We start from the raw sequence: 26,253 nt of genomic DNA, 5'->3' as shown, positions 1-26,253 counted from the left end.
GGGGTGCGGGCGTGCTGACGCCGCTCGGGTGGGGGACGGCGGCCGGGTCCGCGGCGCTGTACGCGGCGGGCTGGTGGCTCGGCTATCCGGAGCCGGCGGGGCTGGCGCTGGCGGGGCTGGCCGCGGTCGCGGTCGCGATCGGCTGGACGCTGCCGCGGCCGAGGCTGGAGGTCCGCCGGGAGATCACGCCGCTGAGGGTCGGACGCGGCGAGCCCGCGGTCGGCGTCCTGCACGTGACGAACAAGGGGCGCGGCGTGCGCGCGCTGACCGCGCACGACGCGGCCGGGTCCACGACGGTGGCGGTCGACGTCCCGCGGCTGCGGGCCGGCGGCACCCGGACGGTGACGTACCGGCTGCCGACCGGCCGGCGCGGCGAGATCCCGGTGGGGCCGCTGCGGCTGGTGCGGGCCGACCCGCTGGAGCTGGCGCGCCGGGTCCGCGAGTACGGCGCGCCCCAGACGCTGCTCGTCCGGCCGCGGACGGTGCCGCTGGCGCTGCTGCCGTCGGGCCGTGCGCACCATCTGGACGGGCCGACCAGCGACCGGTCCCCGGCGGGGACGGCGACGTTCCACGCACTGCGCGAGTACGTCATCGGCGACGAGATGCGGCACGTCCACTGGAAGTCGTCGGCGCGGACCGGGACGCTCATGGTCCGGCAGCTCGTCGACGCGAGCCTGCCGACGACCACGGTCGTGCTGGAGGCCCGCCCGGAGCAGTGGCCGGAGCCGGACGACTTCGAGCTGGCCGTGGACGCGGCGGCGTCGGTCGCGGCCGGCGCGGCGGGCGCGGGCTTCCCAGTCCGGATCCGCACCGGGAACGGGCCGGTGGCCGAGACGCGGGGCGGCCCGGACGACGCCGAGGTGCTGCTCGACCGGCTGACCCGGGTCGCGCCCGAGCCCGGTCCGGGGTCGGTGGTCGAGGCCGTCCGGCGGGTGCGCGCGGGCGGGTCGCTGGTGGTGGTCGCGTCCGGCGGCGCCGATCTGGGGCGGATCGCGGCGGTGCGCAAGCGGTTCGACCGCGTCGTGGTGCTGCGGGTCCGTCCGGACCGGCCCGCGTCCGCGCCGCCGGGCATGCAGCTGATCGACTTCGCCGATCTGGACGCGCTCGCCGCCTCCTGGCCGCTGCTGGGCCGGTCCCGGTGAGGCGGCACCACCTGTCGCTCGTGCCGGCCGCGTGCCTGGCGGGCGTCGCCGGGCTGGCGTTCCAGCGGGTGTTCGGGCTCGGCCCCGTCGTGCCGGTCGCCGCCGTCGCGGCGGTCGTGCCGACGGCGCTGGCGGCGCTGCTGTCCGGGCCGCGCGGGAAGGCGGGGCGGTGGCCGCTGTGGATCTCGATCGTGCTCACCGTCGCGGCCTGGACCGCGACGGCCGCGGCGACCGTGCTGCGCCCGGCCCTCGCCGACGGGACGTTCCCGCAGGCACTGCGGGCGGGCGTGCTCAGCTCGTGGAAGTCGATCCTCACCACGCTGCTCCCCGCGCCAGCCAAGCCCGAGTTCCTCGTGCTCGTCCATGTGCTGGTGTGGCTGGCCGCGTTCGCCTCCGCCGAACTCGCGCTGCGCACCTCGCTGCGCGCGGCGCCGTGCCTTCCGGTGCTCGGCGTGTGGGGCGTCGCATTGCTGCTCGGGGTGGACGGTCCCGGCTCCAACGCGGGGCTCGTCGCCGCGACCGCGGTCCTGGCCGCCGTGCTGGTCCTGCTCCGGCGCCCGGACGGTCCGAGGGCGACCGATCCGGAGGCGGACGGCGCCGGCGCGGGCGGCGGTGGATGGCGGCCGGTGCTGCTCGGGGTGCCGACCGCGGTGGTGCTCGGCGCGCTGGCGTTCGCCGCCGGGCCGTACGTACCGGTCGGCGCCGAGCCGTACGACCCGCGCGAGCAGGTCCAGGCGCCGCCGCCGCAGCGGCGCGACAGCGTCAGCCCCCTCGACCGGGTCGGCGGCTGGCTGCTCAGCCCCGCGCAGCCGATGTTCAGCGTGACGTCCGCGCAGACCGAGCCGTGGCGGCTGGCGGTGCTCGACCGGTTCGACGGGGTGACGTGGTCGTCCACCGCCCGGTTCGTCCCGACGGGCAGCCGCGTGCCGCCCGCGCCCGGCGTCGCCGCGTCCGGCCGCCGGCACGGCGCCGACCAGCGGATCACCGTCCGCGACCTGCCCGGCGTGTGGGCACCCGCCGCCGACCGGCCCCGCCGCGTCGACGGCCTCGGCGTCGTCGTCGACCCCGGCAGCGGCGCGCTCGCCGCCGCGCAGCCGCTCCGGCCGGGGCAGAGCTACCGGGTCGTGTCGCGGGTGCCCGAATGGGACGCGGGCGACCTCGCCGGCGCGGCCGTCGCGCGCGACGCCGAGGCGCGGGCCGCGACCGCGCTCCCGTGGGGGCCGGGCGCGAAGGCGGCGCCGGTGCAGCTCGCCGAGTTCCGCCGGGTCGCGCAGTCGGCGGCGCGGGGCGCGGCGTCCCCGATCCAGCAGGCCGGACTGCTGGCCGAGTACCTCAAGAGCCGCGCCAAGTACGACGTGACGGCCCCGCCGGGGCACGGCTACCGGCAGATCGACTACTTCCTCGGCGAGGGGCGGCGCGGCACCCCCGAGCACTTCGCGACCGCGTACGCGCTGCTGGCCAGGTCGCTCGGCCTGCCCGCGCGGATCGTGGTCGGGTTCGACGGCGGCGCCCGCTCGGGGAGCACCGTCGAGGTCCGCTCCGGCGACGTGATGGTGTGGCCCGAGATCAAGTTCGCCCGGCTGGGCTGGGTTCGGTTCAACCCGCTGCCCGAGGGGGCGCGCCGGTCCAAGGACTCCGACGCGGTCGCCGTGGGCGAGACGCAGAAGAAGCTGGAGCAGGCCCAGAAGAACGCCGCGTCCCAGCGCCGCGGCTCCGGGCCGGGCAAGTCGGCGCAGCCGCCCCCGCCGGTCCGTCCCGCCGCGCCGCAGGACGAGCCGCTGCCCTGGTGGGTGTACGCGGGGTCGGCGGTCGCGGTGCTGCTGACCGGGTACGTCCTCGCCGTCCTGAGCGCGCCCGCCCTGCGCAGGCGCCGCCGCCGCGCCGGGCCGCCCGCCGCGCGCATTGCCGGGGCGTGGCACCAGGCGCTCGACCACCTGGGCGACGTCGGTCTCGGCACCGCCCGCACCCTCACCGCGCACGAGGTCGCCCGCTTCGGCGCGGGCAGCGTCGGCCGCGGCGCGCACGCGCACCTGGGGCCCCTCGCCGACCTGGTCGACCGCAGCCGGTTCGCCCCGTCCGTCCCCGACCCGCGGGCCGCCGACGAGGCGTGGCGGCACAGCGACGAGGTCGGACGGCTCGTCACCGCCAAGGCGGGCCGGATGCGCAGGCTCAGGCGCCGCCTGCACCCGAGGTCGCTACGGCCCGGACGTCCCGGCGGCCTGTGACGGCTCGACCAGGCCGCGCGGCGGGCACCAGTTCGACGGGAGGTCGCCGTACGGCCAACGCGCCGTGATCGCGCCCGCCGCGTAGGCGCTCTGGAGGAAGTCCAGCACCGTCCCGCGCGGGCCGGCGGCGGCCCGCACTTGGTCCCAGGGCAGCCGCGCCTGGTGGGTCGTCCCGGTCTGCTCCCAGTGCGCCGCCCCGTCCGGTGCCAGCGGCTGTGCGGTCAGCCCGTCCGGCTCGGGGTGGGCGTAGGCGTAGAACATGGGCGCGGCCACCGCCCGGTCGCCCGGCCACCACCCGAAGCTGATCAGCTCGCGGCTGTAGGCCTCTCGGGTCACCGGGTCGGCCTCGGGCATCGGCGGCGCGGCCCGTCCCGAGAACCGCGCCATCGCCAGGTCGAAGCTGTGCCAGAAGAGCTGGACCGGGCTGCTCTTCCCGGTGAACCACCCGCGGAACTCGCGGAACACCTCGTCCACCCAGAGCAGCGCGTCGCGGTAGTCCTCGACCCGCTCGCGGTCGTAGGCGGCGTGCTCGGTGTCGTCGGCGAACGGCGTGGTCATCGGCACCCCGAACGGCTCGGCCTTGATCTTGACGTGCACGCCCAGCTCGCGCAGCAGCGCGAACAGGCTGTCGTGGAACTCGGCCACCGACAGCCCGTCGCGCAGCGGGATCGCCTCCTCGCGGCCCGGCGTCCGCACCACCAGGCGGTGCCGGACCAGGTCGAAGGCGATGCCGAAGCTCACCCCGTCGTGCACCATCCGGCCGGTCCCGTAGCCGCTCTCGTTCACCCGCAGCGTGGCGTGCCACCAGTGGTTGCGCGGCGGCGCCGAGGCGAGCTGGATCTTCCCGACGATCTGCGTGTACAGGTGCAGGGTGTCCTTGGTCGGCTCCCATGCCATCAGCGGCAGGTCCGGCAGCGTGTCGCTCATGCCGCGCTCCTACCCGGGCCCGCCCGTCCCGCGCCTGTTCTTGCCAAGAAATTTGCCCGAACCACGGGCAAGCTCACGCCCACCAACGACGGTCGGCGTCCGAGCCGCCAGGCGAGGAGGCCGGGCCGGGCTTTGAAACACGGCCTGGCTAGTCGATGTGCGGCTCGGCCGTTTTGAGCCCGTGGTCGATGCGGCGGCGCAGCGCCGGATGGATCTCGTGCTCGGCGAGATCGGCAGGGGCGACCCACAGCACCGCGGACGCCTCATCGGTGGTGGTGAGCTCACCACCGACCGGACGGGCGTGAAGGCACACGTTCACCGGCTGCCGCACCTCATCGACTTCCCGCCCTTGACGTACTCGATCACGTGATCCGGGGTGGTGAACACGCCCACCAGCCCGGTGATCTCGATGTCGATGCCGGTCTCCTCGCGGCACTCCCGGATCCCGCACTCGGTGATCGTCTCGTTCTTCTTCAGGCCACCGGTCGGGATCGTCCACAAGCCGTTGTCCGGTCGGCGGAGCAGCAGCACCCGCCCGGCTTCGTCGCGGACCAGGACACTCGCGGACGGCTTGCGGCTGGTCGCCGCCTCTCGCTGAGCGGGATTCAACCTGCTCGTCCTCGCCCGGGACGAGGGCCTCACCGCACCGAGACGCTAACCTCTTCCGGGTGGTCTGCGGATGGGCCTCCGCGGGAGGAGAATAGATGACCAGCCCCGGCTCCCCGGCGGGCAACGGAGTCTGGGATCCCTTCGGCACCTTGCACCGGGCATTGTGGATCGGCGGCGGCCAGTGGGCCGGCAAGTCGACCGTGGCCCGGCTGCTGGCCGTCCAGTACGGCGTCACCGTCTACCACTACGACTACCACGACGCCCGCGGTCACAACGATCGCCGGATCGCCCGTCGAGCCGGCCTCGGTGAGCCCGCCATTGAGCCCGACCTGGACAGGATGTGGGTCCACACCACCCCGGAGGAGATGGCCACCGAGACTCTCGCCGAGTTCCCCCGCCGGTTCGAGTGGGTTCTGGACGACCTACGCGCGCTCGTCTCCGGCCATCCGATCATCGCCGAAGGCTGGGGACTCCGCCCCGAACTCGTCGCATCCGTCATCGACTCACCGCGCCGGATGGTCGTCATGGTGCCCACGTCAGAGTTCCGCCGACACCAGACCCGTGAACTTCCCCGGGCCGCCTCGCTCGGGCACCGCCTCAGCGATCCGGCCCGAGCACAGGCCAATCGCCTCGCCCGAGACCGCCTCGTCGCCGAGGACGCCGTCCGCACCGCCCGCCGGCTCGGTATCCGGGTGATCGAAGTAGACGGCTCCCGTGATGCCGCTGCGATCGCGGAGATCGTCGCCAGCCACTTCAGCCCCTATCTCCGGCGACAACACCGCGGAGCTTGATCACCGCAGCCATCCGGACAGTTCCTGTACCGACGTCACCATGGTGTGCAGGGGCGATGCGTCCGGCGGATACTCGCGCCACTTCACGCTGCGCCGTCCGCGCAGGTCAGCGGTCGTACGGCTGGTGAGGATGTCGTCCAGGTCCCTGCTCAACAGTGCTCTTCCTTCACGAGTGCAGATATACGGTACCTCTGTAGGGTATAGCGGACGATCGCTATATCCCCATGCTAAGGACGAGGAATCTGCCCGAATTGCTCAATGGTGTCCGAATGGTCGGGGCCGGGTAGGAGCCGCACAGGGGGCAGCCGACGATCCGGGGGGACGGGCGCATGGGACTGATGGACGGCAGGGCGGGACTGGTCACCGGCGCTTCGGCCGGCCTCGGGAGGGCCATGGCCAGGGCGTTCGCCGCCGAGGGCGCGAGCGTCGTGGTGTCCGACATCGACGAGCCCGGCGGCGCCGAGACCGTCCGGCTGATCGAGGAGGACGGCGGCACGGCGTCGTTCGCGCGGGCCGACACCACGTCCGAGGAGCAGGTCGCGGCGCTCGTCGGGACCGTCGTCGAGCGCTACGGCCAGCTCGACTGGGCGGTGAACAACGCCGGGCTCGGCGCCCCCAGCCACCCCGTCGCCGAGCAGCGCGCCGAATGGTGGGACCGGGTGCTGTCGGTGGACGTGCTCGGCGTCCTGTTCGGCCTCAAGCACCAGATCATCCAGATGACCGGGCAGGGCGGCGGCGGGGCGATCGTCAACACCGCCTCCACCGCCGGGCTGACCGGGCAGTACGGGCTGTCCCCGTACGTGTCGGCGAAGTGGGCGGTGATCGGCCTGACCAAGACGGCCGCGCTCGAGTACGCCAAGGCGGGGGTCCGGGTGAACGCGATCTGCCCCGGCATGACGATGACCCCGGCCGTGCGCCGCTGGACCGAGGAGGTCCCCGAGCAGGCCGCGATGGTCGCCGAGCGGATCCCGATGGGCCGGATCGGCGAGCCGGACGACCAGGCGCAGGCCGCGCTGTGGCTGTGCAGCCCCCGCTCGGCCTACATCACCGGCGTCGCGCTGCCGGTCGACGGCGGCGACACCATCGACTGACCGCGCCCGGACGGCGTCCATGCCACGTGTGGCTCACACCACGGGGAGGTTCACGGCGATCTCGCCGCCGAGGCGGGCGCCGGCCTCCAGGCGGAGGTCGTCGCCGCTCCAGAACCGGCCCGGGTCGTACCAGTTGGGGCGGCGCTCGCGGGGGAGCAGGCCCATCGTGCCGTAGGTCACCGCGACGATCTCGGCGCAGAACGCGGTCTCCAGGTTCTGGTCGCGCTCGGCGGGCCGCCGGAACGGGATCCGGCCGCGTGCCCAGCGTGAGGCGAGCCGGGTGGTGGACGGGAACGGCGTGCCGTCCAGCCGGGCGACCGCGCGCAGCGCCGCGTCCTCCATCTCGCGCCCGGCGGGCGGCTCGAGCTGCCGCAGCCACGCGCGCTGGCCGTAGCGGGTCGCCCACGCCGTGACCGCGTCGCGCAGATCGTGGAGCTGGGCGCCGCGCTGGTGGTCGCCCGACCACAGGTCGGGCAGTGACCGGCCGAGCTCGGCGTGCCACATCAGCGGGGGCAGATCGTCGATCACGACGGACATGCCGACGTGGTTGACCGGGCTGTTGGTGGTCATCTGGATCGCCCGGTCGGCGGCCGTGCGGCCCCGGAAGAGCCACACGTCGCCGGTGCGGGTCAGGTCGACCGCCGCGTCGAGACCGATGCTGGTTCCGGACATGATCGCTACTTTAGACAGATGCGATGGTGGAAAGCGCTGGGAGTGGCCGGGTTCGTCGGTGTCGCGGCGACCGGGGTGGTGATCGCGCGGGCCGAACGGCGGCGCCGCGCCTATACGCCGGAGGAGATCAGGACGCGCCTGCACGAGCGCCTGGACGAGCCGCCGGCCGGGACGGAGCCGCGATGACCGGCCCGCCCGCCCGCAACGGCCGGGCTCCCCGCGACGGCGGGCCCGGCGGGGCCGGCGAGCCCGGCGGGGCCGGCCGGAGCGTCCGGGTGCCGGGGCCCGGGGACCTCAAACGAGCCTGGGCGGACGTCGGCGCGACGCTCCCGCCCACGCCGCTGGTGCCGACCGGGCTGGCCGGCGGCGCGCTGCTGAAGCTGGAGACCTTCCAGCCCACCGGGTCGTTCAAGGTGCGCGGCGCGCTCGCCGCCGTCGCCGCGCTGCCGCCGGGGGAGCCGGCCGTCACCGCCAGCGCCGGCAACCACGGCCTGGCCATGGCATACGCGGCGTCCCGGGTCGGCGCGGACGTCACCGTGGTCGTCCCCGCGAACGCCTCGCGGGCGAAGGTCGACGGCATCGCCGCGCACCCGGTGCGGCTCGTCCAGCACGGGACGTCGTACGAGGAGGCCGAGGCGCACGCGATGGGCCTGCCGGGGCACTACGTCTCGCCCTACAACGACCCGTACGTGATCGCGGGGCAGGCCACCATCGGCCGTGAGCTCGACGTCCAGGCGGCGGACGGCCCGCTCACCGTGATCGCCCCGGTCGGCGGGGGCGGGCTGCTCGCCGGGCTGAGCCTGTGGGCGCGCGGGCGGGACGGCGTGCGCGTCGTCGGCGTCGAGTCGGCCGAGTCCCCGGCGGTCTCGGCCGCCGTCCGGGCCGGGCGGATCACCGAGGTCGCGGTCGGCGACACCATCGCCGACGGCCTCACCGGAAACCTGGAGGCCGGCAGCGTCACGCCCGGCCTGCTCAGCGGACACGTCGAGCTGACGTCGGTCACTGATGCCGAGATCCGCGCCGCCCTGCGCGCGCTGTTCACCGCGCACGGCCTGGTCGCCGAGGGGTCCGGGGCCTGCGGCGTCGCGGCGGTGCTCGCCGGGAAGGTCGAGATCACCGGCCGCGCGGTGATCGTGCTGTCCGGCCGGAACATCACCCTGGCCGCCTACACCGCCGCGCTGAACCGATCCTGACCGTCGGGACGGCCGGGGTCACCGGCCGGCCTTGGCCGGGCGGGTGCACGCACGGCTCGACCAGGCGATGTCGGCGGGCTTGCCGGGGTTGAGCCTGAGCACCGCGCCGACCTGGAAGCAGTAGCGGACCTTCGGGTTCAGCCCGGGGACGGTCGCCGAGCGCGATCCGGGCTGGACGGTGACGAACTCGGTCCGGCCGCGCGGGAGCTGCTGCACGATCAGCGGCAGCGCCCGCGCGGGCTGGGGCAGGGTCCAGATCAGCGCGGCCTGGGTGCCGACCGGTCGGGCCGTCACCTTGCGCGGACGGGCCGCTGCGACCTGCGCGGCGGGGATCGGGCCGGACCTGCCCTGCGCGGCGCCGCCCTGCGCCGTGCCGCCCGCGGGAGCGGTGGGACTCGCCGTCTTCCCGTCCTCCGGGTCCTTCCCGCCGCCGGACAGCGCGAGCGCCCCGATGCCCAGGGACACTCCGCCGACGAGGGCGACCGCGGCGGCGACGATCAGGCCGCGGCGCGGTCCGTCGTGGACCGGCGCGCCGCCCCCTACCGGGCCCTGCGGGTTCGGCTGATCCTGCTGCGGCGGCCAGGAAGGGGCCAGGCCACCGCCGGACGTGTTCTGCGGAGCGGTGCTCCCGTGCGAGCGCTGCGGCTGCGCCTGCGGGTCGGTGCCGGGAGGCCAGGGCGAGAGCCCTGGCGCGTTCCCCAGTGACGGGTCGGGCATGGACGGCGCCGGGCGCGGGGTGGTGGACGGCAGCGCCCCCTGGACGGTCGGCGCCCAATCAGGCACGGCGGGCGGGCGCGGGCCGTCATGCGTCGCCGACCGGTCGCCGGTCGTCCACGGCCCGGCGCCGGTCGCGGTCCCGCCGCCGGCGTGCGGGCCGGTGGCCTGCCGGGCCGCCGGGTCGCCGCCGCTGTGCGCGAGGTCGGTGATCGGGAGGCCCAGCTCGCGCTGGAGCCGCTGGAGCCGCTGCGCGAACTCCACGGCGTCGGCGTAGCGGTGCTCGGGCGCCTTGGCCATCGCGCGGGTGATCGCCTCGAACACCGGCAGCGGCACGTCGGTGCGCGGGAACGGCGGCGGCGCGTCGTTGAGGATGCGCAGCATCAGCAGCGCGATGCCCTCGCCCTGCGGGCCCTTGAACGCGGGCCGTCCGGCCAGGAGCTGGTAGAGCGTGGAGCCGAGCGAGTAGAGGTCGGTGCCGACCCCGGCCGGACGGCCCTCCAGCACCTCCGGCGCGGCGTGGTGGGGCGTGAACGCCTGGGTGTGGGTGGCGTCGAAGGTGTCGACCAGCCGGGCGATGCCGAAGTCGGCCAGGGCCGGCTCGCCGTACCGGGAGACCAGGATGTTCTGCGGCTTGACGTCGCGGTGCAGCACGTCGGTCTCGTGCGTGGCGGCCAGCGCGCCCGCCATCTTGACCCCGATGCGCAGCACCTCGCCGACGGGGAAGGGGCCCTCCCGGTCGAGCCGGTCGGCCAGCGCGCCCTGCTCGAAGTACTCCATCGCGATGAAGGGGCGGTTGGCGCGGGTGGTGCCGGTGTCGAGCACCGTCACCACGTTCGGATGCCCGGAGAGCCGTCCGGTGATCTTGCATTCGCGCTGGAAGCGGCGCATCGCCGCGTTGTCGACGGTGCCGATCGACATCACCTTCAGCGCGACCATCCGGTCGAGCCGCTCCTGGAGGGCCCGGTAGACGACGCTGAAGCCGCCCTCGCCGACCTGTTCCAGTACCCGGTAGCCGGGGACGTCCTCGGTCATGGCGTCGGCGGGTCCTTCTCGGTGGGCGGCAGGTCGCGTCGGCGGGGATCGGGCTCGGGAGGTCCGACGTGGCGCGGCCCGGGGAGGTTCCCCCGGAGGTCGACAGCGTAGTACGGGCAGGAATGGGGCGGGCCGGACCCGCGCGGCCGGGGCCGATCATGGTCATCCCGGTGGCCGCCGGCCCCTGAACCGCGCTCGGTGCCCGGCCGGGGCGGCGACCCGCCCCCTTGGGGTGCGGAAAATAGCTGGATATGTCAACCGGGTCGGTTCATCGTTCCGCCAATTCGGTACCGGCATGCGCCAGTGCTGCCTAGCCTCGGGTCCGCGAAGGACGGAATTCCCAGAGGGAGTCGGCGATGCCGGAGAAGGCCAGAACGCGGACCACGGCGGAATCGCAGTACTGCGACCTAGTCCGCTTGGCGTATTTCGTTCTCCCGGGGAAGGGCAAGCGCGTCTACCGTCTCGCCATCGCGCGCCGGATCGTCGACGGCGTCGTCGTCACACGCGCCGGGGCCGCCGTTCCGCCGAGCCGCCCCGGCGCGCTCGGGGCCCGCGGGGGAGGCAGCGAGGGGGACCGGGCCCGCCGCCGCACCCGCGTCCTGCGCCGGGCGATGCGCCCGTCCCGACGCCTGGGCATCGGCCTCGGCCCCTGGCTGCGGGCGCTGCCCGCCCGGCTGCCCGACCCGGCGCTGACCGGGGCGCTGGCGCGGCTCGATCCGCCGGTCCGGGTCGCCTACGTGCTGCGCCACGTGGAGGGGATGTCGCGGTACGCGGTGCGCGACCAGCTCACCGACCTGCGCGTCCGCGACCCGTGGCCGGTGATCGAGGCGGCCGAGGCCGCCGCCGTGCCCGAGCCGCGGCACGCCGACGCCTTCGAGCCCATGCTCGTCCGCCCGGTCCGCCGCCGCTCCCGGCTGCCGGTCGCCGCCGCCGCGGTGCTCACCGTGATGCTGGCCGGGGCGCTCGTCGCGACCGAGAGCGGCGAGGGATCCCTGCTCGGCGGCATCGTCCCCGGCGGCTCGCTGATCAGCGGCTCGCGCGCGAAGACGGGCCGCGACCTGCGCCTGGTCACCGCGGCGCCGCGCGCCTGGACGCGCGGCGCGCCCACCCTGGACGCCTGGCCCGCCCGCGGCGACCTGGCCGCCGACGAGGACTTCGTCCGCCGTGCCCTGGACGCGTGGGCGGACGCGCCGGGCGCGGGCCGCGCCGCCGTCGGCGACACCCAGCTCCTGTACGCGGGGCACGCCGGCGCCACCCCGGTCGCGGTGCTGCGGCACGGCGACCGGATCGCCCACTACAGCGACACGACCCGCGCCGTGGAGGTCGTCACCGCGGGCGCCGACCCGACCGGGCCCGTCGCGCTGCTCGGCGGCCGGTACCTGCTGTCGCCCTGGGACACCGCGCCCTCGACGCTCACCGGCGGACGGATCGCGACGCGGGACGGGGTGACCGACCCGGTGACCGCCCGCACCCCCTGCGGACGCGGCCCGCTCTTCCAGGTCGAGGGACGGGACGGCCCCCGGACCCTGGGCGACCTCGGCGGGCCCCGCGCCGCCGTCCTGTCCTACCGCCCGCCGTCCTACCGGTACGTGGAGGGCGCGGCGGTCCCGCCCGCCCGGCTCCCTGAGGAGGGCCTCCGGCTCTGGGAGCGGCTCGGCTGCCTGCTGCCGCAGCCGGCGCGGCCGGTGACGGAGGCCGGCGCGTGGGACTTCTGGTCCGGGACGCTGCCCCACGACGGCGGGACGGCCCACTGGGTCTGCACGCGGATGACGTTCACCGGCGGCGGCACCGCCGGGCAGGCGACGCTGCTGCGCGCGGCCGACCAGCTCGTGACCGGCTGGTGCGACGACCGCAGGCCCGTCAGCGGGACCTGGTGGCAGGCGCCGTCGCAGCGCTGGTACTACCTCGCGGCGGCGGGACGCGGCCTCGTCCCGCACGCCGACGGGCCGTGGCGCCCGGCCAAGGCCGACGACCGCCTGCTGGTCGGCACCCCGTCCGCGTCCGGACCGCACCCGGACGCCCTGGTGACCCTGACGGCCCGCGCGGGCTGACTCCGGCGGACCATCCCCCCTTTCGGCGACATCACCGGATTAATTCGGAATACCGGTGCGGGCATTCCATGCCGGTTCCCCGATTCCAGCCCGCATTCCGCGGTGCGGGGCCCATCATCTCCGGTCAGGCGAACCCCACCCCCCATGCCGAGGAGCCTCCCGATGCCGGAAAGGGTCAGTGTCGACTCCGTGCTCAACAGGCGCTATCGACGCCTTGTCCGGATGGCCTTTCTTGTGCTGCCCGGTGAGCTGGAGCAGCACGACCGCCTGGTCGCCGCGCACTGGATCGTCAACCACAGCCGCCCCCGGGACGGCCGTCCCGGCGAGATCGACGAGGTCTACGCGCGGCTGCGCGACCGCGTCCTCCGGGCCGCGATGAGGCCGCAGGGACGGGCCGGCGTACGGCTCGGTCCCTGGCTGCGGGCCCGTCCGGCCGCCGCCTCGGAACGCGACGCGGCGCTGGCCGGCGCCCTCGCCCGCCTCACCCCGCAGGCGCGGGCTGCCTACGTGCTGCGGCACTTGGAGGAGCTGCCCGGCACGTCGGTGCGCGGACGGCTGGAGGCGCTCGGCGTCGCCGATCCGGACGCGGCGCTGCGCGACGCCGCCCTCCTCGATCTGGAGATCCCGCCCCTCACCCCGGACGAACTGCCCGGCAGGCCGGCACTGGACCCGACCATCGCGAGCCTGTACGGGCGGCGGCGGCGATTCGCCCGCCCGCGCCGTCCCGTGTTCGTCGCCGGCGCGGTCGCGGTCGTCCTCGCCGCCGGGGGCACGGTCCTGCTGGACGGCGGGCTGGGATCGGCCCGCACGTCCGGCCCCGCCGCGCGGCGGCCCGACCGGGTGACCCGGACCGGGCCCGGCGAGTGGCACCGGACCACCCGCCTCGACCTGGACGCCTGGCCCGCGCGCGGCGATCTGGCGAACGACGCCGGTCTCGTCGCCGAGGCCCTCGCCGCCTGGAACGGCACCGGCGGCACCGGCGGCACCGGGGTCTCCCGCGAGGCGCGCGGAGGGGCGGACGCCGGGCCGCCCGACCGCGACCCGCAACTGCTCTACGCCGGGACGATCGGATCGTCCCGGGTGGCGCTGCTGCACGACGCGCAACGGGTCGCCCGCTACACCGCCGCCCCGGGAGGCCGCCGGATCGAGATCTTCCCTGAGGGACGGCTCCTGCCCGGCGGCGCCGGCCCCCTCAAGGTCGCCCCCGCCCGCTACCTCGTCCCGCCCTGGGTGACCGGATTCCGCGCCGCCGCCCTCGGCGCGGAGCGGGCGCGCTGGCGGAGGGTGCCCCTCACCGACGGGCTGACCGGCGAGGTCGCCGCCGCCGCGCGCGGCGGCTGCTGGCGCGGCCCGGTGTTCGAGCTGCGGCAGCCGGAGATCGCGCACGGCCGCCCGTACACGATGGCCGACCTCGGGGACCTCCAGTCGGCGAACCTGCTCTTCCAGCCGCCGCCGCCCGCGCCCGTGCGCCGCCTCGGCCCGCACCAGATCGACTCGGCGCCCGAGGCGGCGCCCGCCGGCTTCGCGCTGTGGGGCCGGCTCGGCTGCACTCCCGCAGCCCCCGCCGGTCACGCCGCCCCCGCCGGCCCCGCGTCCCGATCCGCCGGAGGGCGCGGGGACGTGGAGTCGGCGACGGCGTGGGAGTTCTGGTCGGGCGCCCTGCCCGACAGGGGCGGTCCGGGCCGCTGGGTCTGCACCCGGTACGCCTTCGGCGACGGCGGCAGCGCCACGTACGCGCTGCTGCTCGACACGCGCGGCGCGGTCCTCGCCGGGCGGCACGCCGACACCTGGGATTGCAGCCGCCTCCAGCGCGACATCGCCGCCGGTGCCTGGTGGCGGTCGCCGAACGGCCGCTGGCACTACCTGGCGGCGGCCAGCCGGCGCGTCGCCGCGCTGACCGCGCGGGGACCGTTCGCGCGGCCCGCCGTCAGGGGCGGCCTGCTGATCGCCCGCGGCCCCGCCGGGGACCGTCCACCCGCGGGGAGGGTCACGCTCCTCGCGCGCAACGACCACCGGCGGGCCATGCCGCTCTTCCAGGAGGCCCCCCGCTGACCGCTCCCGGGATCAGGGTCGGTCAGCGCCCGCTTACCGTGATCGGGCAGACTGGAGGCGTACCGAACGAGATTCAGCCGGAGTCGGCGGGACCGGCGCCGGTGAAAGGGGTCGCAATGGGCAAGGGTCCGCTCTCCGGAGTACGGGTGATCGAACTGGCCGGGATCGGGCCGGGCCCGTTCGCCGCGATGCTGCTCGCCGACCTCGGCGCCGACGTGATCAGGGTGGACCGGGCCTCCGCCGCGACGCGCGGCGCGACCGGCGGCACCGACTTCACCAACCGCGGCAAGCGGTCGATCGCGATCGACCTCAAGAGCGACGCGGGCCGGGAGGTCGTGCTCCGCCTCGCCGAGAAGTCCGACGTCCTGCTGGAGGGCTTCCGGCCCGGCGTCACCGAGCGCCTCGGTCTCGGGCCGGACGACGTCCTGGCCCGCAACCCCAGGCTGGTGTACGGGCGGATGACCGGCTGGGGCCAGGAGGGCGCGCTCGCCCAGAGCGCCGGCCACGACGTCGGCTACATCGCCGTCACCGGCGCGCTGCACGCGATCGGCCGGGCCGGCGGCCCGCCGCAGATCCCGATGAACCTGCTCGGCGACTTCGCGGGCGGCAGCATGTACCTGGTCGTCGGGGTGCTGTCGGCGCTGCTGGAGTCCAAGGTCAGCGGCAGCGGGCAGGTCGTCGACGCCGCCATCGTGGACGGCACCGCGCACCTGTCCACCTTCATCCACGGCTTCCTCGCGGGCGGCCTGTGGAAGGACGAGCGCGGCGTGAACATGCTCGACTCCGGCGCCCCCTGGTACGACGTGTACGAGACGGCCGACGGGAAGCACATGGCCGTCGGCGCGATCGAGCCCCAGTTCTACGCCGAGTTCCTGCGCCGCATCGGCCTGGACGGCGCCGATGACCTGCCCGGCCAGCACGACCAGGACGGCTGGCCCGGGCTGCGCGAGCGGTTCGCGGTGGCGTTCAAGGCCAGGACGCGCGACGAGTGGTCCGAGGTGTTCCTCCCGAGCGATGCGTGCGTGGCGCCGGTGCTGTCGATGGCCGAGGCCGCCGAGCACCCGCTCAACACCGAGCGGGACGTGTTCGTCGAGCGCGGCGGCCACTACCAGCCCGCCCCGGCGCCGCGCTTCTCCCGCACCGGCACCGAGACCGACGGCGTCCCGGTGCTGCCCGGCGGCCAGAGCCGCGACGTGCTCACGGACCTCGGGTTCGACGACGCCGAAGACCTGATCGCCTCCGGCGCCGTCGCCCAAGCCTGAGCCCTCGGGCCTGAGCCCCCGGGCCTGAGCCCTCCGGCTCAGCCCCGCCTTTCCAGGACCGTGCCGCGCCGCAGCGTCACCGACATCAGGTCGGACGGCTCGTCCAGCTCGATCCGGTGCCACCGCCCGCGCGGGACGATCACCGCGGTCCCGGCCGGCAGCGCGACCGGCTCCTCCTCCCCGCCGGGCTCCTCGGCGCGCAGGATGAGCCGGGCGCCGCCGGCCAGGCAGCACACCGTCTCGTCGGCCGCCGGGTGCATCTCCCAATGGTCGGCGTGGACGTCGGCGTCGGTCTCCACATGGAACGCCGCGATCTGCCAGCCGCCCGGGTCGGTGGTCATCCGGCGCTCGCCGGCGCGGACGGTCCCGTCCGGGTGGAAGTGGATCGCGGAGGCGAACAGATCGATCGGCGTGAGGGTCATGACAGGGTTCCTTCCAGTCGGTCTTCCTTGATGGAAACGGGGGAGGGGGCGGTGGCGGGGCGGCGCGAGGGGAGCACGACGATGGCCACCAGCACCGCGACCAGGTACAGGACGGCGGCGATGCCCAGGCTGAGCGCGTAGCCGCCGGCGAGCGCGGCCGGGCCGGACCCGGCGTGCTCGGCGTGGCCGGCCGCGATCGTCGCCAGTGCGGCCAGTCCCACGCACCCGCCGAGCTGGCGGGCGCTGTTGAGCACGCCCGAGGCCATGCCCGCCTCGCGCGGAGCCACCCCGGTCGTCGCCGCGGCGGCCACCGGCGCCAGGCACAGCCCGAGCCCCACGCTGGCCACCAGGGACGGCCCGAGCACGTCGGCCAGGAAGCTCCCGTCCGGGCTGATCAGGGCGAACCAGCCGAACCCGGCCGCCGCGAGCAGCCCGCCCGGGATCAACGAGGCCCGCGGCGTGCGGCTCGCGCCGATGCGGGTGGCCAGCACCGTGCCGACGACGGTGCCGAACGAGAACGGCAGGAATGCCGCGCCCGTCGCCGCGGAGCCCAGGTGCAGAACCTGCTGCAAATAGAGCGAGACGAAGTAGAACGCGGCGAACTGGCCCGCGGCGGCGAGGAAGACGAACGCGTTGGCGCCGGCCACCCAGCGGCTGCGCAGCAGCCCGAGCCGCAGCAGCGGAGCCTTCGCCACCTTGGCCTCCACCAGCACGAACACCACCAGCAGCAGCGCCGCGCCGGTGAGCGTGCCCAGCGTCGCCGCCGACGCCCAGCCGGACCGGTCGGTCCGGACGACGCCGAACACCAGCAGCCCGATCCCGCCGGTCGCCAGCACCGCGCCGAGCACGTCCAGCGGCTCGCGCCGCCGCGCGCCGTCCGGGGCCGTCCACCCGGCCGCGAGGACCAGGGCGCCGGCCACGATGGGCAGGTTGACCAGCATCACCCAGCGCCAGCCCGCGTACTCGGTCAGCAGCCCGCCGACCAGCACGCCGAGCGCGCCGCCCGCCGCGTTCACCGCGCTCCAGACCCCGAGCGCCCGCACCCGCGCGCGCCCCTCGGTGAAGGTGGTGGTCAGCATCGCCAGCGCCGCCGGGGCCAGCGCCGCCGCGGCCAGCCCCTGTGCCGCCCGCGCCGCGATGAGCTGCCACGGCGCCTGCGCCAGGCCGCCCGCCAGCGAGGCGGCGCCGAACGCGGCGAGCCCGCCGATGAAGAGCCGGCGCCGCCCGTACAGGTCGGCGGCCCGGCCGCCGAGGAGCAGGAATCCGCCGAACGTGAGCGCGTAGACGTGCACGACCCAGGCCAGGTCGACCGGCGCGAACCCGAGCGAGCCCCGGATCGAGGGCAGTGCGACGTTGACCACCGACATGTCCAGGGCGACCACGAACTGTGCGACGGCCACCGCCGCCAGCACCGCCCCGGGCCGCCCCCGTGAGTTTTTATACATGTAAGAAAAGTAGTCGTGACGATCCCCGTTGTCGACTCCGGGGTCCCGGGATGGGCGATGATGAGGGCATGCCGACCGAGCGAACGAGCACCACGGGCCGCCCGCCGCGGATCTCCCGCGAGGAGATCGTCGAGGCGGCGCACCGGGTGGTGGACGCCGAGGGCGCCGGGAAGCTGACCATGCGGCGGCTCGCCCGCGAGCTCGGCTGCACCCCGATGGCGCTCTACCACCACGTCCGCGACAAGGACGAGCTGCTCCTGCTGCTGCTCGACGACTACGCGGCGCGGCTGCCCCGGCCCGAGCCGCCCGCCGAGCCGCGCGAGCGCATCGTCGCCGTCGCCACCGCGCTGCGCGACGGGCTGGCCGGCCTCCCGTGGATCGCCGAGGTGCTCACCGCCGACGACCTGTTGTCGGTCTCCGCGCTCTGGTACAGCGAGCACATCGTCGACGCCGCGGTCCAGGCCGGCCTGACCCTCGACCGGGCCGTGCACGCCTACCGGGCGATCTGGTACTACACCGCCGGGGAGATCATCATCCGCGCGTCCGCCGCCCGCCGCCGCGCGGACGCCGGCAAGCCCACCTACCGCGAGCGGGTCTTCGCCGAGATCGACCCGGAGCCGTTCCCCCGGCTGGCGTCGGTGGCCGGGCGCTGGGCGCCGCTGACCGCCGAGGACACCTACGGCGACGGCCTCCGCGCCCTGGTCGACGGCCTGCTCGCCGCCCGCTAGGGGCGGGGGTCAGAGGCCGAGCCGCTTGGCGACGATCTCGTTCATGATCTCGCTGGTTCCGCCGCCGATACCGAGGATGCGCGCGTCCCGGTAGTGCCGCTCGACCTCGGACTCGCGCATGTAGCCCATCCCGCCGTGGAGCTGGACGGCCTCGTGCACCACGTGCTCGACCGCGTACACCGCGGTGTTCTTGGCGTAGGCCGTCTCGGTCAGGACGTCCTCGCCCGCGACGTGCCGCTCGGCGACCGATCGGGTGTAAGCGCGGGCGACGTCGACCTGCCGGGCCATCTCCGCGATCTTGTGGCGGACGAGCTGGCGGGACGCCAGCGGCCGGCCGAACGTCTCGCGGGCCCGCACCCACTCCAGGGTCAGGTCCAGGCACCGCTGCGCCGTCGCGTACGCCTGGACGGCCAGGGACAGCCGCTCGGACACGAAGTTCTGCACGATCTGGAGGAAGCCGCCGTTCTCCGGGCCGATCAGGTTGGCGGCCGGCACCCGCACGTCCGCGAACGAGAGCTCGGCGGTGTCGGAGCAGAGCCACCCCATCTTGTCGAGCGCGCGCGAGACGGTGAAGCCCGGCGCGCCCTTCTCGACGACCAGCAGCGAGATCCCGCCGAAGCCCGGCCCGCCGGTGCGCACCGCGGTGGTCACGAAGTCGGCCCGCACCCCCGAGGTGATGAAGATCTTGGCGCCGTCGACCAGGTAGGAGTCGCCGTCGCGGACCGCGGTGGTGGCGATCCCGGCCACGTCCGACCCGGTGCCGGGCTCGGTGACGCCGAGCGCGCCGATCATCTCGCCGGCCAGCACCGGCCGGGCGAACCGGTCGATCAGCCCGGCGTCGCCGGACGCGACCAGGTGCGGCAGCGCGATCCCGTGCGTGAACAGCGAGGCCACCACGCCGCCCGAGCCGCCCGCCTGGATCAGCTCCTCCGCGACGATCAGCGCGTCCAGGACGTCGCCGCCCGAGCCGCCCGCCGCCTCCGGGAACCCGGCGCCGAGCAGCCCGGCGCCGGCGGCCTTGCGGTGCAGCTCGCGGGGGAGCTCCCCGGCCTCCTCCCAGCCGGCGAGGAACGGCACGATCTCGCGGGCGGTGAACTCGCGGACCAGCCGGCGCAGCGCGGCGCGCTCGGGGGTGTTCCAGGGACTCATGCGCCGGCTCCTCCAACGACTCGAATGAGATTCGGAATCTAACAGGAGCCGGTGCCGGGCGCCGCGTCCGGGCCGCCGCCCGGGATCACTCCGGCAGTGGCGGGAGCTCCTCGGCCCGGACGGTGGTGATGGCGCAGACGTGCCGCCGCAGCATGGCGGCCAGGCCGGACGGCCCGAGGCGGTCCGGCTGGAGGATGGCGTGCAGCGTCATCCCGTCGATCAGCGCGTGCATCCGGCCGGCCTCCTCGTCCGGATCGAGGCCGGGGCGGAGCACCCCGACGCCCGCGGCGCCGGTCAGCACCCGGCCGATGACCCGCCGCAGGTCGTCGTGCATCTCCAGCGCGAGCGGGGCGAGCTCGGACCGGGTGCGGGCGCTGGTGGTGAAGGCCAGCCACACCTCGGCCTCCTCGCGGCGCTCGGCGTCGATGGGGAGCACCTCGGCGAACATCGCCTCCAGGGTCGCCACGTGCGCGGCCGGCGGCGCGTCCGGACCGGGGACGCGCAGCCCGGCCGCGCGGGCGAGCAGCCGCTTGCCCGCGCGCAGTGCGAACAGGTTCATCGCGAAGTTCATGATGTCGGCCTGCCCGGCGAAGTAGTGCCGGACCGAGCCGATCGCGAGACCGGCCTCCTCGGCCACGTTGCGCAGCGACGCCAGTTCGAGGCCGTCGCGCCGGGCGACCCGGAACACGGCCTCGGCGATCTCCTGGCGGCGCTCCTCCGGATCCACGACCTTGGGCATGGACCTTTTATAGCACGGACGTGCTACCTTGTTTTGGCATGGGAGTGCTAAATAACCCGGAGGGGGCGCGACGTGCACGAGGTGATGAATGTGCTGCTGATCAGGTTCGGCGTCATGGTCGGTGCGGTCACCCTGCTGATCATCGCCGGATTCACCGTGGCGATCATGCTCAAGCGGCGCGGGGGGATCGGCCGGGACGGGCGGGCGGCGCAGGCGGCGCGGGCCGCCGAGCCGCTGGTCCGCGCCTGGGCCGGCGGCCGGCCGCGCGGCGGCGGAAGGGGGCGGCGGGACGGTCTCGGCCGGCTGGCCGTCCGCGGGGTGCTGGAGCACCTGGACCAGGGCCGGGGGCGGCCGGGAACGGGGACGGGGGAGCGCGATGGCCGCCGCCGATGAGGGCTCGGAGATCCTCGACGAGATCCTGGCGGACTACCTGATCAAGGGCGCGATCGTCCTGGCCGCGCTGGTCGTGCTGGTGATCGTCCTGACGATCGTCTACCGCCGGGCCGGGCGCTGACGAGGGCCGGGCGCGGGCGAGGGGCCGGCGCCGGGCGGTTCCGGGCGCCGACGAAAAAATGGCACGCCGGTCCGGGACCGGCGTGCCATTCCTCGGAGGCGGAGGTCAGCCGACGACGCTGGCGACCGATTCCGCCCACAGGCCCAGGGCGTCATCGACCTGGGACGCGTCGACCACCAGCGGCGGGATCATCCGGACCACGTTCCCGAACGCGCCGCAGGTGAGCAGGAGCAGACCGCGCTCGGCGGCGGCCCGGTGGGCGCCCTGCGCGGCCTCCGGGTCGGGCTCCCCGTCCGCCGTGGTGAACTCGCAGGCCTGCATGAGCCCGAGCCCGCGGACGTCGCCGATCCGTGGGTGGTCGGCGGCGACCTTGCGCAGGCCGTCGTGCAGCCGGGCGCCCATCTTGGCCGAGTTGGCCACCAGCTCCTCGTCCTGGATGACGTCCAGGGTGGCGAGCGCGGCGGCGCAGGAGACCGCGTTGCCGCCGTAGGTGCCGCCCTGCGAGCCCGGCCAGGCGCGCTCCATCACCGAGGTGGGCGCCGCGATCGCCGACAGCGGGAAGCCGCTCGCCAGCCCCTTGGCGGTGATGAGCACGTCGGGACGGATGTCGGAGTGCTGGTGCCCCCAGAACCGCCCGGTGCGGCCGTAGCCGGTCTGCACCTCGTCGACGACCAGCAGGATCCCGTGCCGGTCGGCGCGCTCGCGCAGGCCCTCCAGGAACGCGGCCGGCGCCGGGATGTAGCCGCCCTCACCGAGCACCGGCTCGACCATGAAGGCCGCGGTGTCCTTGGGGGACGAGACCGTGGCCAGCAGGTAGTCGAGCTCGCGCAGCGCGAAGCGGACCGCCTCGGCCTCGTCCCACCCGTAGCGGTAGGCCTGGGGGAACGGGGCCACGGCCACGCCGGGCATCAGCGGGCCGATGCCCGCGCGGAACTTGGTGCCCGCGGTGGTGAGCGCCGCCGCGCCCATCGTGCGGCCGTGGAACCCGCCGTGGAAGACCACGATGTTCTGCCGTCCGGTGGCGTGCCGGGCCAGCCGGATCGCGCCCTCGACGGCCTCGCTGCCGCTGTTGAGGTAGAACACCGAGTCGATGCCGTCCGGCAGCACCTCGCCGAGCCGCTCGGTGAGCTTCAGCAGCGGGCGGTGCATGACGGTCGTGTACTGGCCGTGGATCAGCTTGGCGACCTGCTGCTGGGCCGCCTCCACCACGCGCGGATGGCAGTGCCCGGTGCTGGTCACCCCGATCCCGGCGGTGAAGTCGAGGTGTCGGCGTCCCTCCTCGTCGTACAGGTAGACGCCCTCGCCGCGTTCCGCGAGCACGGGGGTGGCCTGCTTGAGCAGGGGTGACAGCTTCGCCATGCGTCCCTCCCAGTAGATTGTCGACAATCTACAACGAATGTCGTCGTGCGCGCACCCTGGGGATCCAGGGTGCGGGTACTAGGTCGTGCGGAGCCGTTCGATGGAGTCGGTCATGTGCTCCTCGATCAGCTTGAGCAGCCGCTCCTCCTCGCCGTCGCCGATGGCGTCGACCAGGCGGCGGTGCTCTTCGACCAGCTCCTCGGGCTCGGGGTACTTGTCCTGGAGCGCGTTCAGGCACATCCGGGTCTCGACCAGCAGCGTCAGCGCCATCCGCTCGAGCCGGGCGCTGCCCGAGGAGCTCACCAGCACCTGGTGGAACTCCTGGTCGGCGTCGCTCATCGCGACCGGATCGCGCTGCCGGGCCGCCTCGACCAGGGCCTTGAGGGCCCTGGTCAGACGGACCACGGCCTCGCCGCGGTTGCGCTCCATGATCAGTGTGCAGGCGGCCCGTTCGATCGCCAGCCTGGTCCGGTAGACGTCCTCGACGTCACCCTCGTCCAACGTGATCACGAAGAGGCCGCGGTGCGGCTCGCTGTGCAGCAGGCCCTCCTGGACCAGGCGCTGCATCGCCTCGCGCAGCGGTCCCCGGCTGATTCCCAGCCTGGCGGCCAGCTCGGCCTCGCCGAGCTGGGCGCCGGGCTCCAGCGATCCGTACAGGATCGCCGAGCGAAGCTCGTCGGAGACGATCTCGACGGTGGACTTGCGCGGAACCGGTTCAAGCTCGCCCAATCGGCCCATGCGAGGGCCCCTTTCCTCATTTTCGTTGGCTGGTTCGGGCCGGCTCGGAGAACAGCCGGCCCAGGCCGGGCCGGGATGGCGGCTCGGCCTGTGGCCCGGCGGCGAGGCGCAGGCCCTCCCAGACGCTCACCTGATTGGCGGTGAGCACCGGCTTGCCGAGCCGCGCCTCCAGCTCGTCGAGCCAGGCCACGCTGTGCAGCGCGGTGTCGGGCACCAGCACCGCCTCGGCGTCCGGGTGGTCGTTGGCCGCGACGAAGTCGAGCACCTCGTCCCGGCCGAGGGTGCCGACCTCGGCGGCGGTGACGATGCCGCGGCAGGACAGTGCGACGACCTCGATGTCGGCGTGCCCGAGGAACTCGACGAAGCGCTCGGCCACGTCGGCCGGGTAGGTCGCGGCGACCGCGACCTTCCGCAGCCCGAGGTGACGGGCCGCGTTGACGAACGCGAAGGAGGTGCTGGAGGCCGGCACGCCCGCCGCCTCCTGGACGCCCTTGACCTGCTCGGCCGCGCCGTCCCAGCCGAACACGAAGCTGCCGCTGGTGCAGGCCCACACCGCGGCCCGCACGCCCTTCTCGCGGAGCGCGCGGGCTCCTTCGGCCAGCACCTCGGGGCCGCCGATGTCGAGCAGCGCGTCGACCCGGTGCGCGTCCTCGCGCATGACCGTGTGGACCACCGGCAGCCGGCCCTCCGCGCCGAGGATCCCCTCGATCACGGGGTAGTCGTCCTCGGCGCTGTAGCCGGGGTAGAGGAAGCCGGCGATCGGCCCCATCGATCCTCCGTCCGGGCCGTCAGCGGAAATATTGTCAACAAATGTACCATTTGTCATGAAACTAGCCCTCCGATCAGGCGGCCGTGGGGCGGGTGAGCTGCACCAGCCACTGGTCGGAGCCGGCGGCGGGCCGGCCCATCGCGCGCAACGCCGAGCACATCGTGACCTGGTTGGCGGTGAGGACCGGCTTGTTCAGCATCTTCTCCAGCGGCGCGATGATGTCGTAGGTCGGCACGTTGGTGCAGCTGATGAAGACCGCCTCGGCGTCGGGCCGGTCGACGGTGGACACGGCGTTGACGATCTCGCCGTACCCGACCTTCCAGATGTGGCTGAGCAGCCCCATCCCGACGGACGCCACCACCTCGATGCCGTGCTCCGCGAGGAAGGAGATCAGCCGGCTGGTGACGCTGTCGATGTAGGGGGTGACGACCGCGATCCGCCGTGCGTTGAGCAGCCGTAGCGACTCGACCAGGGCGCCCGAGGATGTGGTGGCGGCGGGCGCGCCCGCCCCCAGCATCGTCTGGGTGAGCGTCCGCTCGCCCTCCGCCCCGCGGATGAAGCTTCCCGAGGCGCAGGCGTACGCCACGGCGAGGGGTTCGGGGGCGAGCACATCGCGGGTCGCCTGCCGGACGATCGGCTGCTCGGACAGCGCCGTGGCCATCTCGACGGTCACCGGCACCGGGACGTAGGGGAGCCGGGTCATGAAGAGGGACACGTCGTCGGGCGTCCAGCGCCACAGCTCACGGTCGAGGGCGAAGTCGAACGGCGCGACCACCCCGATGCCGTGCTGCGCCAGCAGCTCCGGGCCGACGACCAGCTTGGGGTCGAAAGTCATTCGGGCCGCCGCTCAGGACTCGTGCCGGCGGTAGACCAGGCGTTCCCCGACCGCGCCGGAGCGCCAGACGTCGTTGCACGCCTCGGCCATCCGGTCGAGGCCCTCGACGATCGTCGCGTAGACGTTGCCGACCACCCAGCCGACATCACCGTTGAGCAGCAGGTTGTTGCGGCCGTAGAAGATCGCGAGGTCGATCACCCCGGGCAGCTCGTGGATCCCCTTCTCCTCCTTGAACCCCCGGTCGAGCATCCCCCCGGGGAACGAGAAGTAGACGACGTCGCCGGGGATCGGGGTGACGGTCGGGTTCTCCTGCCCCACCTCCTCCGGGGCGAAGCGCTCCACCATCGTGTAGACCTCGTTGCGGGCGTACTTGGCGTGATAGGCGTCGCCGAGCAGCGGCAGGGCGTTCCAGACGGCTTCGCAGGTCCTGGGTGCGTCCTTTTCAAGTAGTTCCGCGACGCAGGATACGCCGCGCCGTTCCAGTGAGATGGACATGAACTTCGGCATGCCGGGCCTCCCCGTGCACAGGGGCGGGCGATGTGATCGCCCACCCGAGAGGACTCTTCGTTCGAGCGCCTTGGGACCCGTCCTGGCCTGAGGGAACGGTTGCGACGGTCTTGCAGCACGTGATCAGCGTGGTCACCTGGCTCTATGCGGCCACGCTGATTGTTGACAATCCTACGAACGCTTCCTAGCGTGTCAATGCCTTGGGAGATGCATTCCCGTTAACTCGGCACTACGGAAAGTGACACTGATGGAGCAGGAGCGGTCAGATCCAGGCGGCACTCGGGGCTCCCGTCCCAGCGTGTTGGTGCTGCGGGGCGATCACGAGCCGCCCGGCATGGGCCCGGTGGAGCAAATGTCAAATGTCCGTTATGTCCGAGAAAAAGAGTTGGAAACGGCGCTACCGGACGCCGAGATCCTGTTCATGTACGACTTCTGGTCCGAGGCGCTGCGCCGGGCGTGGCCCGCGGAGGGCGGGCCGGGCTGGGTGCACATCGCCAGCGCCGGCGTCGACCGGCTGCTGTTCCCCGAGCTGGTCGAGTCCAGCACGGTGGTCACCAACTCGCGCGGGATCTTCGACGAGCCGATCGCCGAGTACGTCCTCGGCCTGGTCCTGGCCTTCGCCAAGGACCTGCACACCACGCTGCGGCTCCAGGCCGAGCGGACCTGGCGGCACCGCGAGACCGAGCGGCTCACGGGCGCCCGCGCCCTGGTCGTCGGGACCGGGCCGATCGGCCGGGCGATCGGCCGCCGGCTCGGCGCCGCCGGGCTGCGGGTCGGCGGCATCGGCCGCACCGCCCGCGCGGCGGACCCCGACCTCGGCGAGGTGCTCCCGATGGAGCGGCTCGGCGAGGCGCTCGCCGAGGCCGACTACGTGGTGCTGGCCGCGCCGCTCACCGACGCGACCCGTGGCATGATCGACGCCGCCGCGCTCGCCCGGATGCGGCCGGGCGCGCGGCTGATCAACGTCGGCCGGGGACCGCTGGTGGTCCAGGACGACCTGGTCGAGGCGCTGCGCGCGGGCACGATCGCCGGCGCCGCGCTGGACGTCTTCGTCGACGAGCCGCTGCCCACTCCCTCGGCGCTCTGGGACCTGCCCAACGTGATCGTCTCCCCGCACATGTCGGGCGACGTCGTCGGCTGGCGGACCGACCTGGTCCGCCTGTTCGCCGACAACCTCGACCGCTACCGGCACGACCAGCCGCTCCGCAACGTCGTCGACAAGCGGCTCGGCTACGTCAGCTCCGCCTCCACGCCCGTCCCGCACGCAGATCAGAGGGGATGACG

Annotated in this window: 28 protein-coding genes; 13 read left to right on the top strand and 15 right to left on the bottom strand. The window is 74.5% G+C overall.

Annotated features, from left to right (window positions below):
• Window positions 1-11: 11 nt before the first annotated feature.
• Window positions 12-1,142, top strand: coding sequence for a DUF58 domain-containing protein (locus OHA34_RS10020; protein ID WP_329521436.1), 1,131 nt, complete (start codon window positions 12-14; stop codon window positions 1,140-1,142).
• On the top strand, window positions 1,139-3,367 hold the full coding sequence (locus OHA34_RS10015) for a DUF3488 and transglutaminase-like domain-containing protein (RefSeq protein ID WP_329521435.1): 2,229 nt from the start codon (window positions 1,139-1,141) through the stop codon (window positions 3,365-3,367). The genes OHA34_RS10020 and OHA34_RS10015 overlap by 4 nt, the downstream gene beginning before the upstream one ends.
• On the opposite strand, the gene OHA34_RS10010 is transcribed toward OHA34_RS10015, so the two are convergent.
• The 3 genes from OHA34_RS10010 to OHA34_RS10000 all read right to left on the bottom strand — a co-directional run bounded on the left by OHA34_RS10010 (window position 3,338) and on the right by OHA34_RS10000 (window position 4,903).
• Complete coding sequence (locus OHA34_RS10010; protein WP_329521434.1) at window positions 3,338-4,294, bottom strand: DUF5996 family protein; 957 nt, start codon at window positions 4,292-4,294, stop codon at window positions 3,338-3,340. The genes OHA34_RS10015 and OHA34_RS10010 overlap by 30 nt on opposite strands.
• A 148-nt stretch (window positions 4,295-4,442) precedes the next feature.
• The gene (locus OHA34_RS10005; protein ID WP_329521433.1) at window positions 4,443-4,613 is read right to left on the bottom strand and encodes a hypothetical protein; all 171 of its coding nucleotides are present in this window, start codon (window positions 4,611-4,613) and stop codon (window positions 4,443-4,445) included.
• Complete coding sequence (locus OHA34_RS10000; protein ID WP_329521432.1) at window positions 4,610-4,903, bottom strand: NUDIX hydrolase; 294 nt, start codon at window positions 4,901-4,903, stop codon at window positions 4,610-4,612. The genes OHA34_RS10005 and OHA34_RS10000 overlap by 4 nt, the downstream gene beginning before the upstream one ends.
• Before the next feature lie 95 nt (window positions 4,904-4,998).
• Between OHA34_RS10000 and OHA34_RS09995 the strand changes: the two genes are divergently transcribed.
• Complete coding sequence (locus OHA34_RS09995) at window positions 4,999-5,694, top strand: hypothetical protein (RefSeq protein WP_329521431.1); 696 nt, start codon at window positions 4,999-5,001, stop codon at window positions 5,692-5,694.
• Here OHA34_RS09995 and OHA34_RS09990 read toward each other — a convergent pair whose 3' ends face one another.
• Complete coding sequence (locus OHA34_RS09990) at window positions 5,695-5,847, bottom strand: hypothetical protein (RefSeq protein WP_329521430.1); 153 nt, start codon at window positions 5,845-5,847, stop codon at window positions 5,695-5,697. It abuts the gene before it with no gap.
• A gap of 176 nt (window positions 5,848-6,023) precedes the next feature.
• Between OHA34_RS09990 and OHA34_RS09985 the strand changes: the two genes are divergently transcribed.
• A complete protein-coding gene (locus tag OHA34_RS09985) occupies window positions 6,024-6,785 on the top strand; it encodes a glucose 1-dehydrogenase (protein WP_285940820.1) in 762 nt (253 codons plus the stop codon).
• 33 nt (window positions 6,786-6,818) lie between these two features.
• On the opposite strand, the gene OHA34_RS09980 is transcribed toward OHA34_RS09985, so the two are convergent.
• Window positions 6,819-7,457: a hypothetical protein gene (locus OHA34_RS09980; protein ID WP_329521429.1), complete on the bottom strand. Its 639-nt coding sequence runs from the start codon at window positions 7,455-7,457 to the stop codon at window positions 6,819-6,821.
• 18 nt (window positions 7,458-7,475) lie between these two features.
• Between OHA34_RS09980 and OHA34_RS09975 the strand changes: the two genes are divergently transcribed.
• Together OHA34_RS09975 and OHA34_RS09970 are read left to right on the top strand one after the other, a co-directional pair.
• Window positions 7,476-7,643 carry a hypothetical protein gene (locus tag OHA34_RS09975; protein WP_285940818.1) on the top strand — a complete coding sequence of 56 codons (168 nt, stop codon included), beginning with the start codon at window positions 7,476-7,478 and terminating at the stop codon, window positions 7,641-7,643.
• Window positions 7,640-8,650 carry a threonine ammonia-lyase gene (locus OHA34_RS09970; RefSeq protein WP_329521428.1) on the top strand — a complete coding sequence of 337 codons (1,011 nt, stop codon included), beginning with the start codon at window positions 7,640-7,642 and terminating at the stop codon, window positions 8,648-8,650. Before OHA34_RS09975 ends, OHA34_RS09970 begins: the two co-directional genes overlap by 4 nt.
• Window positions 8,651-8,668: 18 nt before the next feature.
• Here OHA34_RS09970 and OHA34_RS09965 read toward each other — a convergent pair whose 3' ends face one another.
• On the bottom strand, window positions 8,669-10,399 hold the full coding sequence (locus tag OHA34_RS09965; RefSeq protein WP_329521427.1) for a serine/threonine-protein kinase: 1,731 nt from the start codon (window positions 10,397-10,399) through the stop codon (window positions 8,669-8,671).
• Window positions 10,400-10,815: 416 nt separating this feature from the next.
• On the opposite strand from OHA34_RS09965, the gene OHA34_RS09960 reads away from it, so the two are divergent.
• From OHA34_RS09960 to OHA34_RS09950, 3 genes are all read left to right on the top strand, one after another.
• The gene (locus OHA34_RS09960; RefSeq protein WP_329521426.1) at window positions 10,816-12,450 is read left to right on the top strand and encodes a hypothetical protein; all 1,635 of its coding nucleotides are present in this window, start codon (window positions 10,816-10,818) and stop codon (window positions 12,448-12,450) included.
• 222 nt (window positions 12,451-12,672) lie between these two features.
• Entirely contained in the window at window positions 12,673-14,502 is a 1,830-nt protein-coding gene (locus tag OHA34_RS09955) for a hypothetical protein (protein ID WP_285940814.1), read from the top strand.
• A 116-nt stretch (window positions 14,503-14,618) separates the two neighbouring features.
• Window positions 14,619-15,764 carry a CaiB/BaiF CoA transferase family protein gene (locus tag OHA34_RS09950; RefSeq protein ID WP_285940813.1) on the top strand — a complete coding sequence of 382 codons (1,146 nt, stop codon included), beginning with the start codon at window positions 14,619-14,621 and terminating at the stop codon, window positions 15,762-15,764.
• Window positions 15,765-15,802: 38 nt separating this feature from the next.
• Here the strand turns inward: OHA34_RS09950 and OHA34_RS09945 are convergent, their stop codons facing one another.
• Both OHA34_RS09945 and OHA34_RS09940 read right to left on the bottom strand, forming a co-directional pair.
• Window positions 15,803-16,186, bottom strand: a complete 384-nt coding sequence (locus tag OHA34_RS09945) for a cupin domain-containing protein (protein WP_285940812.1) — start codon at window positions 16,184-16,186, stop codon at window positions 15,803-15,805.
• Entirely contained in the window at window positions 16,183-17,631 is a 1,449-nt protein-coding gene (locus OHA34_RS09940) for an MFS transporter (RefSeq protein WP_285940811.1), read from the bottom strand. Before OHA34_RS09940 ends, OHA34_RS09945 begins: the two co-directional genes overlap by 4 nt.
• A gap of 68 nt (window positions 17,632-17,699) precedes the next feature.
• On the opposite strand from OHA34_RS09940, the gene OHA34_RS09935 reads away from it, so the two are divergent.
• Window positions 17,700-18,359, top strand: a complete 660-nt coding sequence (locus OHA34_RS09935; protein ID WP_285940810.1) for a TetR/AcrR family transcriptional regulator — start codon at window positions 17,700-17,702, stop codon at window positions 18,357-18,359.
• A 9-nt stretch (window positions 18,360-18,368) separates the two neighbouring features.
• Here OHA34_RS09935 and OHA34_RS09930 read toward each other — a convergent pair whose 3' ends face one another.
• Window positions 18,369-19,508: an acyl-CoA dehydrogenase family protein gene (locus OHA34_RS09930; protein ID WP_285940809.1), complete on the bottom strand. Its 1,140-nt coding sequence runs from the start codon at window positions 19,506-19,508 to the stop codon at window positions 18,369-18,371.
• Between the two features lie 85 nt (window positions 19,509-19,593).
• Window positions 19,594-20,247, bottom strand: a complete 654-nt coding sequence (locus tag OHA34_RS09925) for a TetR/AcrR family transcriptional regulator (protein WP_329521425.1) — start codon at window positions 20,245-20,247, stop codon at window positions 19,594-19,596.
• Between the two features lie 72 nt (window positions 20,248-20,319).
• Between OHA34_RS09925 and OHA34_RS09920 the strand changes: the two genes are divergently transcribed.
• Both OHA34_RS09920 and OHA34_RS09915 read left to right on the top strand, forming a co-directional pair.
• On the top strand, window positions 20,320-20,640 hold the full coding sequence (locus tag OHA34_RS09920) for a hypothetical protein (protein ID WP_329521424.1): 321 nt from the start codon (window positions 20,320-20,322) through the stop codon (window positions 20,638-20,640).
• On the top strand, window positions 20,624-20,761 hold the full coding sequence (locus OHA34_RS09915; protein ID WP_285940806.1) for a hypothetical protein: 138 nt from the start codon (window positions 20,624-20,626) through the stop codon (window positions 20,759-20,761). The genes OHA34_RS09920 and OHA34_RS09915 overlap by 17 nt, the downstream gene beginning before the upstream one ends.
• Before the next feature lie 105 nt (window positions 20,762-20,866).
• Here OHA34_RS09915 and OHA34_RS09910 read toward each other — a convergent pair whose 3' ends face one another.
• The 5 genes from OHA34_RS09910 to OHA34_RS09890 form a co-directional block, all read right to left on the bottom strand.
• Complete coding sequence (locus tag OHA34_RS09910; RefSeq protein WP_285940805.1) at window positions 20,867-22,120, bottom strand: aspartate aminotransferase family protein; 1,254 nt, start codon at window positions 22,118-22,120, stop codon at window positions 20,867-20,869.
• Between the two features lie 78 nt (window positions 22,121-22,198).
• Window positions 22,199-22,858, bottom strand: coding sequence for a GntR family transcriptional regulator (locus OHA34_RS09905; protein ID WP_285940804.1), 660 nt, complete (start codon window positions 22,856-22,858; stop codon window positions 22,199-22,201).
• 16 nt (window positions 22,859-22,874) lie between these two features.
• Window positions 22,875-23,627 carry a maleate cis-trans isomerase family protein gene (locus OHA34_RS09900; protein ID WP_285940803.1) on the bottom strand — a complete coding sequence of 251 codons (753 nt, stop codon included), beginning with the start codon at window positions 23,625-23,627 and terminating at the stop codon, window positions 22,875-22,877.
• Between the two features lie 73 nt (window positions 23,628-23,700).
• Window positions 23,701-24,462: a maleate cis-trans isomerase family protein gene (locus tag OHA34_RS09895; RefSeq protein ID WP_285940802.1), complete on the bottom strand. Its 762-nt coding sequence runs from the start codon at window positions 24,460-24,462 to the stop codon at window positions 23,701-23,703.
• 12 nt (window positions 24,463-24,474) lie between these two features.
• Window positions 24,475-24,957, bottom strand: a complete 483-nt coding sequence (locus tag OHA34_RS09890; protein WP_285941389.1) for a DUF3830 family protein — start codon at window positions 24,955-24,957, stop codon at window positions 24,475-24,477.
• Window positions 24,958-25,216: 259 nt separating this feature from the next.
• Here OHA34_RS09890 and OHA34_RS09885 point away from each other — a divergent pair, with 259 nt between their 5' ends.
• Window positions 25,217-26,251 carry a D-2-hydroxyacid dehydrogenase gene (locus OHA34_RS09885; RefSeq protein ID WP_443029630.1) on the top strand — a complete coding sequence of 345 codons (1,035 nt, stop codon included), beginning with the start codon at window positions 25,217-25,219 and terminating at the stop codon, window positions 26,249-26,251.
• Window positions 26,252-26,253 lie beyond the last annotated feature (2 nt).

This window comes from Spirillospora sp. NBC_01491, from assembly GCF_036227065.1.
Classification (GTDB): domain Bacteria; phylum Actinomycetota; class Actinomycetes; order Streptosporangiales; family Streptosporangiaceae; genus Spirillospora; species Spirillospora xylanilytica.
The sequence above is the reverse complement of the archived record's forward strand: the minus strand, read 5'-3'. Positions and strand labels throughout refer to the sequence as shown.

Coding starts and splice junctions, on each gene's coding strand:
- OHA34_RS10010 (WP_329521434.1), bottom strand. CDS start 4,294: ATGAGCGACACGCTGCCGGACCTGCCGCTGATGGCATGGGAGCCGACC.
- OHA34_RS09995 (WP_329521431.1), top strand. CDS start 4,999: ATGACCAGCCCCGGCTCCCCGGCGGGCAACGGAGTCTGGGATCCCTTC.
- OHA34_RS09985 (WP_285940820.1), top strand. CDS start 6,024: ATGGGACTGATGGACGGCAGGGCGGGACTGGTCACCGGCGCTTCGGCC.
- OHA34_RS09980 (WP_329521429.1), bottom strand. CDS start 7,457: ATGTCCGGAACCAGCATCGGTCTCGACGCGGCGGTCGACCTGACCCGC.
- OHA34_RS09975 (WP_285940818.1), top strand. CDS start 7,476: ATGCGATGGTGGAAAGCGCTGGGAGTGGCCGGGTTCGTCGGTGTCGCG.
- OHA34_RS09970 (WP_329521428.1), top strand. CDS start 7,640: ATGACCGGCCCGCCCGCCCGCAACGGCCGGGCTCCCCGCGACGGCGGG.
- OHA34_RS09965 (WP_329521427.1), bottom strand. CDS start 10,399: ATGACCGAGGACGTCCCCGGCTACCGGGTACTGGAACAGGTCGGCGAG.
- OHA34_RS09955 (WP_285940814.1), top strand. CDS start 12,673: ATGGCCTTTCTTGTGCTGCCCGGTGAGCTGGAGCAGCACGACCGCCTG.
- OHA34_RS09950 (WP_285940813.1), top strand. CDS start 14,619: ATGGGCAAGGGTCCGCTCTCCGGAGTACGGGTGATCGAACTGGCCGGG.
- OHA34_RS09945 (WP_285940812.1), bottom strand. CDS start 16,186: ATGACCCTCACGCCGATCGATCTGTTCGCCTCCGCGATCCACTTCCAC.
- OHA34_RS09940 (WP_285940811.1), bottom strand. CDS start 17,631: ATGTATAAAAACTCACGGGGGCGGCCCGGGGCGGTGCTGGCGGCGGTG.
- OHA34_RS09935 (WP_285940810.1), top strand. CDS start 17,700: ATGCCGACCGAGCGAACGAGCACCACGGGCCGCCCGCCGCGGATCTCC.
- OHA34_RS09930 (WP_285940809.1), bottom strand. CDS start 19,508: ATGAGTCCCTGGAACACCCCCGAGCGCGCCGCGCTGCGCCGGCTGGTC.
- OHA34_RS09925 (WP_329521425.1), bottom strand. CDS start 20,247: ATGCCCAAGGTCGTGGATCCGGAGGAGCGCCGCCAGGAGATCGCCGAG.
- OHA34_RS09915 (WP_285940806.1), top strand. CDS start 20,624: ATGGCCGCCGCCGATGAGGGCTCGGAGATCCTCGACGAGATCCTGGCG.
- OHA34_RS09910 (WP_285940805.1), bottom strand. CDS start 22,120: ATGGCGAAGCTGTCACCCCTGCTCAAGCAGGCCACCCCCGTGCTCGCG.
- OHA34_RS09905 (WP_285940804.1), bottom strand. CDS start 22,858: ATGGGCCGATTGGGCGAGCTTGAACCGGTTCCGCGCAAGTCCACCGTC.
- OHA34_RS09900 (WP_285940803.1), bottom strand. CDS start 23,627: ATGGGGCCGATCGCCGGCTTCCTCTACCCCGGCTACAGCGCCGAGGAC.
- OHA34_RS09895 (WP_285940802.1), bottom strand. CDS start 24,462: ATGACTTTCGACCCCAAGCTGGTCGTCGGCCCGGAGCTGCTGGCGCAG.
- OHA34_RS09890 (WP_285941389.1), bottom strand. CDS start 24,957: ATGTCCATCTCACTGGAACGGCGCGGCGTATCCTGCGTCGCGGAACTA.
- OHA34_RS09885 (WP_443029630.1), top strand. CDS start 25,217: ATGGAGCAGGAGCGGTCAGATCCAGGCGGCACTCGGGGCTCCCGTCCC.